The organism is Klebsiella sp. 1SOBk5mer (assembly GCF_046603115.1).
GTDB lineage: Bacteria > Pseudomonadota > Gammaproteobacteria > Enterobacterales > Enterobacteriaceae > Klebsiella > Klebsiella quasipneumoniae.
In genome coordinates this window covers 309,357-323,423 of the sequence record NZ_JBKIUU010000002.1, presented here as the reverse complement: position 1 = coordinate 323,423, position 14,067 = coordinate 309,357, and the positions used below count along the sequence as shown (strand labels likewise).

Sequence of the window (14,067 nt, the reverse complement as noted above, 5' to 3'; positions counted from 1 at the left end):
GTTATAGGGTAAACAATAAGTGCACGTTTTGCCAAATGGATCACAGTTTTCTGCCGCGCTATCCTGTTGTTAAGCTAATAAAAAAGCCCGCATTGCTGCGGGCTTCAGGGTAAGAAACAGATTTTTCTTACAGAACGTCGATCGCGTTCAGCTCTTTAAATGCCTGCTCCAGACGAGTCACCATGGAAGTCTGTGCAGCACGCAGCCATACGCGCGGATCGTAGTATTTCTTGTTCGGCTGGTCTTCGCCTTTCGGGTTGCCCAGCTGGCCCTGCAGGTAAGCTTCGTTAGTTTTGTAGTACTGCAGGATACCGTCCCAGGTTGCCCATTGGGTGTCGGTATCGATGTTCATTTTCACTACGCCGTAGCTAACGGAGTCTTTGATTTCCTGAGCGGAAGAACCGGAACCGCCGTGGAAGACGAAGTTCAGGCTGTTGTGCGGCAGGTTGTGTTTCTTGGAAACATATTCCTGAGAGTCGCGCAGGATAGTCGGGGTCAGAACGACGTTACCCGGTTTGTACACGCCGTGTACGTTACCGAAGGAAGCGGCGATGGTGAAGCGCGGGCTGATTTTGCTCAGCTCGGTGTACGCGTAATCCACGTCTTCCGGCTGGGTGTACAGGGCGGAAGCGTCCATGTGGCTGTTGTCCACGCCGTCTTCTTCGCCACCGGTGCAACCCAGTTCGATTTCCAGGGTCATGTCCATTTTGGCCATGCGCGCCAGGTATTTAGAGCAGATTTCGATGTTTTCGTGCAGAGACTCTTCAGACAGGTCGATCATGTGAGAAGAGAACAGCGGTTTGCCGGTAGCGGCGAAGTGTTTTTCACCCGCGTCCAGCAGGCCGTCGATCCACGGCAGCAGTTTCTTCGCGCAGTGGTCAGTGTGCAGGATAACCGGCACGCCGTAGTGCTCAGCCATCTGGTGCACGTGGTGCGCGCCAGAGATAGCGCCGAGGATAGCAGCACCCTGAGGAACGTCAGTTTTCACGCCTTTACCTGCGATGAACGCCGCGCCGCCGTTAGAGAACTGAACGATAACCGGAGAGCGAACTTTCGCAGCAGCTTCCAGAACGGCGTTGATGGAGTCAGTACCTACGCAGTTTACCGCCGGCAGTGCAAAGTTGTTTTCTTTCGCTACCTGGAACACTTTCTGAACGTCGTCGCCAGTGATGACGCCCGGTTTTACGAAATCAAAAATTTTAGACATGTTACTTAGTCCTGTATCTGTATCTTCGACCGTTGAAGAAGGTTCGCGAGCCCTTAAGCGCGCTGAAAAACAGGCGGGTTTCCCCGCCTGAACTGAATTACTGCTTAGCGCGCTCTTCGAGCATCGCTACTGCCGGCAGGACTTTGCCTTCGACGAATTCAAGGAACGCGCCGCCGCCAGTGGAGATGTAGGAAATTTTGTCAGCGATGCCGAACAGGTCGATCGCTGCCAGGGTGTCGCCGCCGCCGGCGATGGAGAAACCTTCGCTGTCCGCGATAGCGTTAGCCACGATTTCAGTCCCTTTACGGAAGTTCGGGAATTCGAATACGCCAACCGGGCCGTTCCACAGGATGGTTTTGGCGTTTTTCAGGATGTCAGCCAGTTTCTGTGCGGAAACGTCGCCGAGGTCCAGAATCTGCTCGTCATCTTTAATGTCGTTAACAGATTTCAGAGTCGCCGTTGCGGTTTCGGAAAACTCGGTCGCGACGCGAACGTCAGTCGGAACCGGGATATCGCAGGTGCTCAGCAGGCGCTTGGCTTCATCAACCAGATCCGCTTCGTACAGGGATTTACCGACGTTGTGGCCCTGAGCGGCAACGAAGGTGTTGGCGATACCGCCGCCGACGATCAGCTGGTCAGCGATTTTAGACAGGGAATCCAGCACGGTCAGTTTGGTGGATACTTTAGAACCACCGACGATAGCGACCATCGGACGAGCCGGCTCTTTCAGCGCTTTACCCAGCGCGTCCAGTTCAGCGGCCAGCAGCGGGCCTGCGCACGCCACGTCAGCAAATTTGCCGATACCGTGGGTGGAAGCCTGCGCGCGGTGCGCGGTACCGAAAGCGTCCATTACGAACACGTCGCACAGCGCGGCGTATTTTTTGGACAGCGCTTCGTCGTCTTTTTTCTCGCCTTTGTTGAAGCGAACGTTTTCCAGCACCACCAGCTCGCCGGCAGCGACTTCCACGCCGTCCAGGTAGTCTTTAACCAGACGTACCGGGCTGGACAGTTTGTCTTTCAGGTAATTAACAACCGGCAGCAGAGAGAATTCTTCGTTGTACTCGCCTTCGGTCGGACGACCCAGGTGAGAAGTAACCATGACTTTCGCGCCCTGCTTCAGCGCCAGTTCAATGGTCGGCAGAGAGGCACGGATACGTGCGTCGCTGGTTACTTTCCCGTCTTTAACTGGTACGTTCAGATCCGCACGGATAAAAACGCGTTTACCAGCCAGATCCAGATCGGTCATCTTAATTACAGACATGGTGAATCCTCTCGTTGATTCATAAAGTTTTGTCGACGTTTACGCGTCGAACCTGAAACCAATAGCCGCCATCGCTAACGTCGTGTCGAGCATTCGGTTAGCAAAGCCCCATTCGTTATCGCACCAGACCAGCGTTTTGATCAGATGCGCGCCACTGACCCGGGTTTGCGTGCCATCGACGATGGCGCTGTGCGGATCGTGGTTAAAATCTGTTGAGACCAACGGTAATTCCGTATAGTCAACTATACCATGAAATGCACCTTGTGCTGCTTTTTGCAGCAACTGGTTGACTTCACATGCTTTTACCGGTTTTTTGACCGTCACGCTCAGGTCAATTGCCGTCACGTTTATCGTCGGCACCCGCACGGCAATCGCTTCAAAACGGTCATTAAACTGCGGGAAAATACGGGTGATCCCTGCCGCCAGTTTGGTATCCACCGGAATGATCGACTGGCTGGCCGCGCGGGTACGCCGGAGATCCGGATGGTAGGCGTCAATCACCTGCTGGTCATGCATCGCCGAGTGAATGGTGGTGACGGTGCCGGACTCGATGCCATAGGCATCATCTAACAGTTTAATGATCGGAATAATGCAGTTGGTGGTGCAGGAGGCGTTGGAGACAATGCGATGCTCGGCGCGGAGTTCATCCTGATTGACGCCGTACACCACCGTCGCGTCGAGGTCGTTGCCGCCGGGATGCGAGAAGAGCACTTTCTTCGCCCCAGACTGCAGGTGCGCCTCACCGTGTTCACGGCTCCCGTAAACGCCGGTGCAGTCGAGCACCACGTCTACCGCCAGCTCGCGCCAGGGCAGCGCCGCAATGGTCGGCTCGTGCAGCAGACGGATGGCATCATCGCCAACAAACAGCTGCTCGCGCTCCTGACGAACATCCCAGGCGAAACGGCCATGGCTGGTGTCATATTTCAACAAATGCGCGATGCCCGCAGCATCCGCCAGCTCATTGATAGCCACCACGGTGACTTCCGCACGGCGCCCGGATTCATATAGCGCACGAACCACGTTGCGTCCAATACGACCGAAGCCATTAATCGCGATGCGAATGGTCATAGATCTCCTGCAAGGCTGTCCCTGTTATGAGGTGGCTGACAGAGTAATCCAGCTACGCTCTGAGGGAAACCTTACCAGCTGCAAACTGCGACTGATTGATTAATTGTCGAACATTTAAACGACTGAAACGCTTCAGCTAGAATAAGCCAAACGAGGAATAAAAGGAATGTTTGTCCAGCGCAATAAACCAGCTATATGACTCACATCACATTTTCGCTGGAATAATTTACAACCGTATTACATGGTTCAGGAATAGCAGATACAAAAAAGCCGGGTGGCGAGGTAAAAGCAAAACGGTAACCCAGGGGTTACCGTTTTTTGGCGTTTGCCCCCTCTCCTGTGGGAGAGGGTTGGGGTGAGGGCATCAGCCCGCACCGTAACCGCAATTACAGCAGCGCTTTCGCTTTAGCGACCACGTTGTCGACGGTGAAGCCGAACTCTTCGAACAGCTGCTCAGCTGGCGCAGACTCACCGAAGGTGGTCATGCCAACGATCGCCCCGTTCAGGCCAACGTATTTGAACCAGTAATCAGCAATACCCGCTTCCACGGCAACGCGCGCGGTCACGGCTTTCGGCAGTACGGATTCACGGTAGGCCGCATCCTGCTTGTCGAACGCGTCGGTGGACGGCATGGAGACCACGCGCGCCTTCACGCCTTCGGCGGTCAGTTTGTCCCACGCGGCCACCGCCAGCTCCACTTCGGAACCGGTGGCGATGAAGATCAGCTCCGGCTGGCCGGCGCAATCTTTCAGCACGTAACCGCCGCGGGCCACGTTCGCCAGCTGCTCTTCGGTACGCTCCTGCTGCGCCAGGTTCTGGCGGGAGAGGATCAGCGCTGTCGGGCCGTCCTGACGCTCGACGCCATATTTCCATGCAATCGCGGATTCAACCTGGTCACACGGACGCCAGGTGGACATGTTCGGCGTTACGCGCAGAGAAGCCACCTGCTCTACCGGCTGGTGAGTCGGGCCATCTTCGCCCAGACCGATGGAGTCGTGGGTGTAGACCATCACCTGACGCTGTTTCATCAGCGCGGCCATACGTACCGCATTACGCGCGTATTCCACGAACATCAGGAAGGTGGAGGTGTACGGCAGGAAGCCGCCGTGCAGCGCGATACCATTGGCGATAGCGGTCATACCGAACTCACGCACGCCGTAGTGAATGTAGTTACCCGCGGTGTCTTCGTTGATCGGCTTAGAACCAGACCACAGGGTCAGGTTGGACGGCGCCAGGTCAGCGGAACCGCCGAGGAATTCCGGCAGCAGCGGACCGAAAGCTTCGATGGCGTTCTGAGAGGCTTTACGGCTGGCGATTTTCGCCGGGTTGGCCTGCAGCTTCGCGATGAACTCGTTGGCTTTCGCGTCGAAGTCAGACGGCATCTCGCCTTTCATACGACGGGTGAATTCGGCTGCTTCCTGCGGGAAGGCTTTGGCGTAGGCAGCGAACTTCTCATTCCATGCCGCTTCTTTCGCCTGACCGGCTTCTTTGGCATCCCACTGCGCATAGATGTCAGACGGGATGTCAAACGGCGCGTGGTTCCAGCCCAGCGCTTCGCGGGTCAGGGCGATTTCGGCGTCGCCCAGCGGCGCGCCGTGGGAGTCGTGGGTACCGGCTTTGTTCGGCGAACCGAAGCCGATGATGGTTTTGCACATCAGCAGGGACGGTTTGTCGGTGACCGCGCGCGCTTCTTCTACTGCGCGTTTGATGGCGTCAGCGTCGTGACCGTCAACGCCGCGCACCACGTGCCAGCCGTAGGCTTCAAAGCGTTTGGCGGTATCGTCGGTGAACCAGCCTTCAACGTGGCCGTCGATGGAGATGCCGTTGTCATCATAGAAGGCCACCAGTTTGCCCAGCTTCAGGGTACCGGCCAGGGAGCACACTTCGTGAGAAATGCCTTCCATCATGCAGCCGTCGCCCATGAAGGCGTAGGTGTAGTGGTCGACGATGTCGTGGCCCGGACGGTTGAACTGCGCCGCCAGGGTTTTCTCGGCGATAGCCATCCCGACCGCGTTAGCGATACCCTGGCCCAGCGGACCGGTGGTGGTTTCCACGCCCGCGGTGTAGCCGACTTCCGGGTGGCCCGGCGTTTTGGAGTGCAGCTGGCGGAAGTTTTTCAGCTCTTCAATCGGCAGATCGTAGCCAGTGAGGTGCAGCAGGCTGTAAATCAGCATCGAACCATGGCCATTGGACAGTACAAAACGGTCACGGTCAGCCCAGGCCGGATTGTTCGGGTTATGGTTCAGGAAATCACGCCACAGCACTTCGGCAATGTCAGCCATACCCATCGGGGCACCCGGGTGGCCGGATTTGGCTTTCTGTACAGCGTCCATGCTCAGCGCACGAATAGCGTTAGCAAGCTCTTTACGTGAGGACATTTTGACTCCAGTTCGGACTGTTGAAGGCCATGCCCTTAACGACTTGACGAGAGCGCGTTTTGGGCTACGCCGGAAAAAAGTGTGAACAATGTAACCCAAGCGACAAGTCATGTACATGGAGCATCCTTTTGCCCTTTAAGAAATCTCTGGAACAGGTTGTGCTACGCCGGAATCCGCTCGCCCGCATCCTGCGATACTCTTTATAATTTACGCAGAATACGGTTCCCTGCCGTCGCCGTATTGTCGGATAAACAACCATAAGATTGTGGAAGATAAAAAATGAAAATTCGCTCAACCGTACTTGCTCTTGGGATCGCAGCAACGCTCACCGGATGTCAGAACATGGACTCCAACGGTCTGCTCAGCTCAGGGGCCGAAGCCTTCCAGGCATACTCCCTCAGCGACGCGCAGGTGAAAACCTTAAGCGACCAGGCCTGTAAAGAGATGGACGCCAAAGCGAAAATCGCCCCAGCCAGCAGTGAATACAGCCAGCGGCTGAACAAAATCGCGGCCGCGCTGGGCGATAACATCAATGGTCAGCCCGTGAACTACAAGGTCTATGAGACCAAGGATGTCAACGCCTTCGCCATGGCTAACGGCTGCATCCGCGTTTACAGCGGGCTGATGGATCTGATGAACGATAATGAAGTCGAGGCGGTGATCGGCCATGAAATGGGCCACGTCGCGCTGGGCCATGTGAAGAAAGGCATGCAAGTCGCCCTGGGCACCAACGCCGTGCGCGCGGCAGCGGCCTCCGCCGGCGGCATCGTCGGCAGCTTGTCCCAGTCGCAGCTCGGCGATCTGGGTGAAAAACTGGTGAACTCGCAGTTCTCCCAGCGCCAGGAATCGGAAGCGGATGACTACTCTTACGACCTGCTGCGTAAGCGCGGCATCAATCCGTCGGGACTGGCCACCAGCTTCGAGAAACTGGCCAAGCTGGAAGCCGGCCGTCAGAGCTCGATGTTTGACGATCACCCGGCCTCAGAAGCGCGCGCCCAGCATATTCGCGATCGCATGAAGGCCGACGGGATTAAATAATCGCCAGCGGGAGGCATGACTGCCTCCCTTTTATATCTGCCAGTAAAAATATTTAGCCGCATCAATTGATAACTTAAGCGCACAAACCGTTAATTATTATTTCACCTCGTCGCAGCCAATTATTTTATATGCTGTCACTCAGCAAAATATTATTTGGCAAATGAAAAACGGCGTACACAATCCGCCTTTCAGAACCGGGTTAGACCAAATATTAAATAGTCCACCCCTCTTCGCCAAACCTGGCCAGCATGCGCCACACCGCTTGTTTCCTGCCGATACCATTGCTCACACAATGATTGCTTTTGACATTATTTCAGGAGAATATCGCGATTGCAGTGATTCCCTTGAATATATCGACAGACAGAGAAGTGCCCTCAGTGAAAAAAGAATTATCATTCATCGCTCTTGGCATTATTGCCGCCGCGCCGGCTTTCGCCAGCCAACAATCTACCAGCCAGGGCTTTATTGAAGACAGCCATCTGGATCTCTTTTTACGTAACGCGTATATCAAACGCGATTATCGCGATGGGCTGCCGGATAAAGCCGAATGGGGCCAGGGAATTATCGCCACCTTCGAATCCGGCTTTACCGAGGGACCGGTCGGCTTCGGCGTGGACGGCATCGCCCAGTACGCCGTGCGCCTCGACGGCGGCCGCGGCCGCAGCGGCGCGGGCGGGATCGACTTTTTCGCCCAGGATGACGACGGCCGGGCAAAATCCGACCTCGCGAAATTCGGCGCCACCGGCAAAATGCGCTTTTCGAATACCGTGCTCAGCTACGGCAGTCAGCGCCCGATGTTGCCTATTGTCTACGCCGACGACTCGCGCCTGCTCTACGAGAGCTATACCGGCACCATGCTGACCTCACGCGAAATCGACGGTCTGGAAATTAACGCCGGCTACCTGACCGATCAGCAGCGTAAAAGCGACGACAGCCATAACAGCGGTCTGAAAAGCCTGTCCTTCGGCGGCGCCAGCTACCGGTTCAACGACCAGCTCAGCGGCGCGCTGTACGCGTCGCATGTCGAAGATGTGCTGAACAAACAGTATCTCGGCCTGAACTATCAGCAGCCGTTCGCCGCCAACCAACAACTGGTTCTCGACTTCAACGGCTATCACTCACGCCTGGATCAGCAATATGCCGATGCCAATGACACCGGACGCAGCAACAGTATCTGGAGCCTGGCCGCCAGCTACATCTGGGATATCCATACCTTTAAGGTCGCTTACCAGCAAAGCAGCGGCAGCACCGGCTACCACTACGGCGGCTACCAGAACCAGGGCGGCGTCGGCGATGGCGGGAACACCATCTGGCTGGCCAACTCCTACTGGTCTGATTTTAACGGGGAAGATGAACGCTCCTGGCAGGCATCGTATGGACTGGATTTTGCCGGGCTGGGGCTACCGGGGCTGACCTGGACCACCGCCTACGTGCGCGGGGATAACATTAAAACGTCAGAGACCAGCAACGGCAAAGAACATGAATGGTTCAACCAGGTTCAATACCAGGTGCAAAACGGGGCGGCGAAAGATTTGAAATTCAGGCTTCGCTATTCGGTACTGCGGGTTTCCAGCAACGCCAGCGACTATAACGTCAGCGGTAATGAAGTGCGGTTCTACGTCGAATATCCATTTAACGTGTTTTAAGCACGTGATGAACCCTCTCCTGCGGGTCGGCCCTCTCCCGGCCCGCAGGAGCAACCGTCCGGCGCCTTGATTAACCCCCTGTGCCGTGCGGTACCCTCTCCCCGGAAGGGAGAGGGTTGGGGTGACCTCGGGTTATTCGCCCTTCTTCGCCGCCTGGATGTACAGCATCTCCAGCGCGAGGGTCGCCGCCGCCAGGGCGGTGATTTCGGACTGATCGTAGGCCGGGGCGACCTCCACCACGTCCATCCCGACGATGTTCAGATCCTTCAGACCGCGCACCAGCTTGATCGCGCGGTCAGAGGTGAGCCCACCGATAACCGGGGTACCGGTTCCTGGCGCAAACGCTGGATCCAGGCAGTCGATATCAAAGGTCAGGTACACCGGCATATCGCCAACGATCTGCTTCACCTGGGCAATCACGTCATCGACGCTGCGGTCGTTAACCTGGCCCGCATCAAGCACGGTGAAACCGTTATCTTTATCGAATTCGGTGCGAATACCGATCTGTACGGAGTGGTTCGGATCGATGAGCCCTTCGTTCGGCGCGGTGTAGAACATGGTGCCGTGGTCGAACTCGCAGCCGTTGGCGTAAGTGTCGGTGTGGGCATCGAAGTGCACCAGCGCCATTTTACCGAAGTGCTTGGCGTGGGCGCGCAGCAGCGGCAGCGTAACGAAGTGGTCGCCGCCAAAGGAGAGCATGCGCTTGCCGGCCGCCAGCAGCTTCTCGGCGTGGGCCTGCAGCTTCTCGCTCATTTCGCGCGCGTCGCCGAAGGCGTACACCAGATCCCCGCAGTCAACCACGTTCAGGCGTTCGCGCATGTCGAAGTTCCACGGAAAACGGTTGTGCTCCCAGGCGAGATTGGTGGAAACCTGACGGATCGCCGCCGGGCCATGACGGCCGCCCGCGCGCCCGGAGGTCGCCATATCGAACGGGACGCCGGTGATCACCCAGTCAGCATCGCTGTCGTAGGGCATGAAATTCATCGGTAGACGCAGGAAGCCAAAGGCATTGGATACCAGGGAGTTATCGTATTGATGACCTAAAGTGCTCATGGATATGACCTCTTTTCACAGTCGTGGAACGTAAAAAATAAGTATAAAAAAACCCCTCCGCGTCGTTAGGCCCGACGAGGAAGGGTTTGATAGATAAATCGCTTATTGGCGTGAATTATCGCCGGTAATGCATACGGGTTCAAGTGAGTATCGCCTTCTGCCGGATGACGGCTTCGCCTTAGGCGGCCGCCATACGCAGGCCCGGTAAGCGCAACGCCACCGGGCATCAGCGGTTACTCGTCTTCCAGATAAGTGTACCCGTACAGACCCGCCTCGAACTCTTCGAGGAACTGCTGCTGCAGCGCGTCGTCCAGGCCGGTGTTTTTCACCTGATCGCGGAACTGGGTCAGCAGCGTGTTGGGATCCAGCTGCACGTACTGCAGCATATCCGCCACGGTATCGCCCTCGTCGGACAGCTCAACCTCAACGCTGCCGTCAGGGAAGACGAACACGTCTACCGCCTCGGTATCGCCGAACAGGTTGTGCATGTTGCCAAGGATTTCCTGATAGGCGCCGACCATAAAGAAGCCCAGCATCGGCGGGTTCTCCGGGTCATATTCCGGCATCGGCATAGTGGTGGCGATCCCGTCGCCGTCCACGTAGTGATCGATGGCGCCATCCGAGTCGCAGGTGATGTCCAGCAGCACCGCGCGGCGCTCCGGCGACTTGTTCAGCCCTTCCAGCGGCATCACCGGGAACAGCTGATCGATCCCCCACGCATCCGGCATCGACTGGAACAGCGAGAAGTTGACGTAGATTTTATCCGCCATGCGCTCCTGCAGCTCATCAATAATCGGGCGATGGGCGCGGTTGCTCGGGTCGAGTTGCTTCTGCACTTCATGACACATGTTCAGATACAGCTGTTCTGCCCAGGCGCGCTCCTGCAGGTTGAAAGTGCCGGAGGAGTAGCCGATATGGATATCGTGCAGGTCCATCTGGCTGTCGTGCAGCCATTCGCGCAGCGAGCGGCGATTGCCGGTTTCGTGCATCTCCAGCCAGGTTTCCCACATGCTCTGCAGCGGGCGCGCGGCGTCTTCCGCCGGCGGGGTCGCCTCGGTGTATTCGTTGCGCTCCACGCCGATGATGTTGGAAACCAGCACGGTGTGGTGCGCGGTCACCGCGCGGCCGGACTCGGTGATCACCGTCGGGTGCGGCAGGCCGTTCTCTTCGCAGGCGTCGCCGATGGCCCAAATGATATTGTTAGCGTATTCGTTCAGGCCGTAGTTCACCGAGCAGTCAGACTGCGAGCGGGTGCCTTCGTAATCCACGCCCAAGCCGCCGCCGACGTCGAAGCACTGGATATTGACGCCCAGCTTATGCAACTCGACGTAGAAACGCGCCGATTCACGCACGCCGGTGGCGATATCGCGAATGTTAGCCATTTGCGAGCCGAGGTGGAAGTGCAGCAGCTGCAGGCTGTCGAGGTGTCCTGCGGCACGCAGGATCTCCACCAGCTGCAGAACCTGGGTCGCCGCGAGGCCGAACTTGGACTTCTCGCCGCCGGAAGACTGCCATTTACCGGACCCCTGCGAGGCCAGACGCGCACGCACGCCAAGGCGCGGCACCACGTTCAGGCGCTCGGCCTCTTCCAGCACGATGGCGATCTCCGACATCTTCTCGATGACCAGATAGACCTTGTGGCCCATCTTCTCGCCCACCAGCGCCAGGCGGATGTATTCGCGGTCTTTATAGCCGTTACAGACGATGACGCTGCGGGTCATCCCGGCGTGCGCCAGCACGGCCATCAGTTCCGCTTTCGAACCGGCTTCCAGACCCAGCGGCTCGCCGGAATGGATCAACGATTCGATGACGCGACGATGCTGGTTCACCTTGATCGGGTAGACCAGGAAGTAATCGCCGTTATAGCCGTAGGATTCGCGCGCGCGCTTGAATGCGGCGTTGATTGAGCGCAGGCGGTGCTGCAGGATCTGCGGGAAGCAGAACAGCGCCGGCAAGCGTTGCCCTTGCGCTTCGCGCGCTTTGACTAATTCAGCGAGGTCAACGCGCGCTTCCGGGACGTCCGGATCCGGGCAAACGCTGATGTGGCCCAGTTCGTTGACGTCATAATAGTTATTGCCCCACCAGGCAATATTATAAGTACGCAGCATCTTGCTGGCTTCCTGGGAGCTCATCGCTACCTCCTGCATGGAACGTAGTACACCGTGTTCGCCTGCTGACGAAGGCGAAACCATAGACATGTCGTCAGACATAGCGAACCTCAATTTTTAATAATAAGTGTAAGACAGTTAACTACTATCGCAGTCCAAAGATGCGATAACAACCCATGAACAGTCCTAAAGCCCAGCACTATCTGCTGGTTTTGCGACTGCGCGACCGGTTTCTTATTCATATCATCGTAAAACACGTAGCCGAACAGAGTATGACAGTCCGGAGAAACCACGAGAAAACTCTTGCCAGGCAAGAGCGCCCTTGTTCAGTTTTCTGACGACCGACCGGCCCTGGAATCCTGAGAAGCGCCGAGATGGGGTGAACATCGGCTGGTTTGCATGAGAGAGATGCAGGTTGCGGAGTGCTGACGCGCGACAGAACGACGCGACGAATCAAGCGAAAAACGTTGGTTCATTATCTGGTATCACCTCCACACCGCCCTGGGTCAGGGTCGGCGACAAGCCAAAGCTATACATACCGGGCAACAGGCGCTATGCCGTTGCGAGATTCTGTAAATACAGACTGCTTAACCCGGCTGGAAGTGGCACCACGGGGAGATCCCCGTGCGCTTTTTTAATGAGCCGCGCGCGGCGTTTTATACCGAGAAGCGGGGTAAAAAGCAAAATAAAAATGTGCAGGTTTGCGCGGTTGTCAGGAAAATTTGCCAGGCGAGTTTTCCGATAAATGCGACCGCCATCAAAAAAGGCTGGAAATGGGCTTAAGATTTGACCTAAAATAGCCGTCCAGAAGTTAATCCGTCTATACTGATTAACACTCAGACTGCTCGTGTCGCTACCTGCGCGGCTTTGCGCTGATTATCCACCAAAGCCACATTACACAACAGTATGAGCTATCCGAATCGTCCACAGGTGAAATAAAATATGGCAAAACACCTTTTTACGTCTGAGTCCGTATCAGAAGGGCATCCTGACAAAATTGCTGACCAAATCTCTGATGCCGTGCTGGATGCGATCCTCGAGCAGGATCCGAAAGCGCGTGTCGCATGTGAAACCTATGTCAAAACTGGCATGGTGCTGGTAGGCGGCGAAATCACCACCAGCGCATGGGTTGACATCGAAGAGATCACCCGCAACACCGTCCGCGAAATTGGCTACGTGCATTCCGATATGGGCTTTGACGCCAACTCCTGTGCCGTACTGAGCGCCATTGGTAAACAGTCTCCGGACATCAACCAGGGCGTTGACCGTGCCGATCCGCTGGAACAGGGCGCAGGCGACCAGGGGCTGATGTTTGGCTACGCCACCAACGAAACCGACGTGCTGATGCCGGCGCCGGTGACCTACGCTCACCGTCTGGTGCAGCGCCAGGCTGAAGTACGTAAAAACGGCACCCTGCCGTGGCTGCGTCCGGATGCGAAAAGCCAGGTGACCTTCCAGTATGACGACGGCAAAATCGTCGGCATCGACGCGGTGGTGCTGTCCACGCAGCACGCGGAAGATATCGACCAGAAATCGCTGCAGGAAGCGGTGATGGAAGAGATCATCAAACCGATTCTGCCAACCGAATGGCTGAGCGCGTCCACTAAATTCTTCATCAACCCAACCGGCCGTTTCGTTATCGGCGGCCCGATGGGCGACTGCGGTCTGACCGGTCGTAAGATCATCGTCGATACCTACGGCGGCATGGCTCGTCACGGCGGCGGCGCCTTCTCCGGTAAGGATCCGTCTAAAGTTGACCGTTCCGCAGCCTATGCGGCGCGCTATGTGGCGAAAAACATCGTTGCCGCAGGCCTGGCTGACCGTTGCGAAATTCAGGTTTCCTACGCCATCGGCGTTGCAGAGCCGACTTCCATCATGGTGGAAACCTTTGGTACAGAAAAAGTGCCTTCTGAACAGCTGACCCTGCTGGTGCGCGAGTTCTTCGACCTGCGTCCGTACGGCCTGATTCAGATGCTGGATCTGCTGCACCCGATCTACAAAGAAACCGCTGCCTACGGTCACTTTGGTCGCGAACATTTCCCATGGGAAAAAACCGACAAAGCGGCCCTGCTGCGCGAAGCGGCTGGTCTGAAATAATCTCCCCGCTTCCACTCTTCAAGGCCAGCCTCGCGCTGGCCTTTTTATGTCCGTTACCCACCCTCCCATGCCCTGCTTCAGCGAACCGCGGCGATGCAATGAAAGCGATTACATCATGACAATGGTCGATTGCTGCCTGCAAGCGCCTTCTCATGCGTGCATTTTTCACAATGTTACATATTGTTTCGGTTAACTCTGATTACCGTTTTTA

11 protein-coding genes are annotated in these 14,067 nt (G+C 56.6%); 4 read left to right on the top strand and 7 right to left on the bottom strand.

Features of this window, described 5'->3' with window-relative positions; genetic code table 11:
• Window positions 1-127: 127 nt before the first annotated feature.
• The 4 genes from fbaA to tkt all read right to left on the bottom strand — a co-directional run bounded on the left by fbaA (window position 128) and on the right by tkt (window position 5,914).
• Complete coding sequence (fbaA, locus tag ACLH1U_RS07275) at window positions 128-1,207, bottom strand: class II fructose-bisphosphate aldolase (protein WP_008806452.1); 1,080 nt, start codon at window positions 1,205-1,207, stop codon at window positions 128-130.
• A gap of 97 nt (window positions 1,208-1,304) precedes the next feature.
• A complete protein-coding gene (pgk, locus tag ACLH1U_RS07270; RefSeq protein WP_023290986.1) occupies window positions 1,305-2,468 on the bottom strand; it encodes a phosphoglycerate kinase in 1,164 nt (387 codons plus the stop codon).
• A gap of 39 nt (window positions 2,469-2,507) precedes the next feature.
• Window positions 2,508-3,536: an erythrose-4-phosphate dehydrogenase gene (gene epd / locus ACLH1U_RS07265; protein ID WP_236947579.1), complete on the bottom strand. Its 1,029-nt coding sequence runs from the start codon at window positions 3,534-3,536 to the stop codon at window positions 2,508-2,510.
• A 386-nt stretch (window positions 3,537-3,922) separates the two neighbouring features.
• Window positions 3,923-5,914, bottom strand: a complete 1,992-nt coding sequence (gene tkt, locus ACLH1U_RS07260) for a transketolase (protein WP_023290987.1) — start codon at window positions 5,912-5,914, stop codon at window positions 3,923-3,925.
• Between the two features lie 279 nt (window positions 5,915-6,193).
• Between tkt and ACLH1U_RS07255 the strand changes: the two genes are divergently transcribed.
• Complete coding sequence (locus ACLH1U_RS07255) at window positions 6,194-6,952, top strand: M48 family metallopeptidase (RefSeq protein WP_017899781.1); 759 nt, start codon at window positions 6,194-6,196, stop codon at window positions 6,950-6,952.
• Between the two features lie 377 nt (window positions 6,953-7,329).
• Complete coding sequence (locus ACLH1U_RS07250; protein ID WP_023290988.1) at window positions 7,330-8,598, top strand: OprD family outer membrane porin; 1,269 nt, start codon at window positions 7,330-7,332, stop codon at window positions 8,596-8,598.
• Between the two features lie 132 nt (window positions 8,599-8,730).
• Here ACLH1U_RS07250 and speB read toward each other — a convergent pair whose 3' ends face one another.
• From speB to yqgB, 3 genes are all read right to left on the bottom strand, one after another.
• Window positions 8,731-9,651: an agmatinase gene (gene speB, locus ACLH1U_RS07245; protein ID WP_004205166.1), complete on the bottom strand. Its 921-nt coding sequence runs from the start codon at window positions 9,649-9,651 to the stop codon at window positions 8,731-8,733.
• A gap of 233 nt (window positions 9,652-9,884) precedes the next feature.
• A complete protein-coding gene (gene speA / locus ACLH1U_RS07240) occupies window positions 9,885-11,861 on the bottom strand; it encodes a biosynthetic arginine decarboxylase (RefSeq protein ID WP_004205167.1) in 1,977 nt (658 codons plus the stop codon).
• A gap of 8 nt (window positions 11,862-11,869) precedes the next feature.
• Window positions 11,870-12,001, bottom strand: coding sequence for an acid stress response protein YqgB (yqgB, locus tag ACLH1U_RS07235; protein ID WP_002916578.1), 132 nt, complete (start codon window positions 11,999-12,001; stop codon window positions 11,870-11,872).
• 382 nt (window positions 12,002-12,383) lie between these two features.
• On the opposite strand from yqgB, the gene ACLH1U_RS07230 reads away from it, so the two are divergent.
• Together ACLH1U_RS07230 and metK are read left to right on the top strand one after the other, a co-directional pair.
• Window positions 12,384-12,542 (top strand): hypothetical protein, encoded by a 159-nt coding sequence (locus ACLH1U_RS07230; protein WP_032428987.1) that lies wholly within the window; start codon window positions 12,384-12,386, stop codon window positions 12,540-12,542.
• A gap of 159 nt (window positions 12,543-12,701) precedes the next feature.
• Window positions 12,702-13,856 (top strand): methionine adenosyltransferase, encoded by a 1,155-nt coding sequence (metK, locus tag ACLH1U_RS07225; protein ID WP_004205170.1) that lies wholly within the window; start codon window positions 12,702-12,704, stop codon window positions 13,854-13,856.
• Window positions 13,857-14,067: the final 211 nt, after the last annotated feature.

Bases quoted from the DNA above. Each gene is read 5' to 3' on its own strand.
- fbaA (WP_008806452.1), bottom strand. From the start codon at position 1,207: ATGTCTAAAATTTTTGATTTCGTAAAACCGGGCGTCATCACTGGCGAC.
- pgk (WP_023290986.1), bottom strand. From the start codon at position 2,468: ATGTCTGTAATTAAGATGACCGATCTGGATCTGGCTGGTAAACGCGTT.
- epd (WP_236947579.1), bottom strand. From the start codon at position 3,536: ATGACCATTCGCATCGCGATTAATGGCTTCGGTCGTATTGGACGCAAC.
- tkt (WP_023290987.1), bottom strand. From the start codon at position 5,914: ATGTCCTCACGTAAAGAGCTTGCTAACGCTATTCGTGCGCTGAGCATG.
- ACLH1U_RS07255 (WP_017899781.1), top strand. From the start codon at position 6,194: ATGAAAATTCGCTCAACCGTACTTGCTCTTGGGATCGCAGCAACGCTC.
- speB (WP_004205166.1), bottom strand. From the start codon at position 9,651: ATGAGCACTTTAGGTCATCAATACGATAACTCCCTGGTATCCAATGCC.
- speA (WP_004205167.1), bottom strand. From the start codon at position 11,861: ATGTCTGACGACATGTCTATGGTTTCGCCTTCGTCAGCAGGCGAACAC.
- yqgB (WP_002916578.1), bottom strand. From the start codon at position 12,001: ATGAATAAGAAACCGGTCGCGCAGTCGCAAAACCAGCAGATAGTGCTG.
- metK (WP_004205170.1), top strand. From the start codon at position 12,702: ATGGCAAAACACCTTTTTACGTCTGAGTCCGTATCAGAAGGGCATCCT.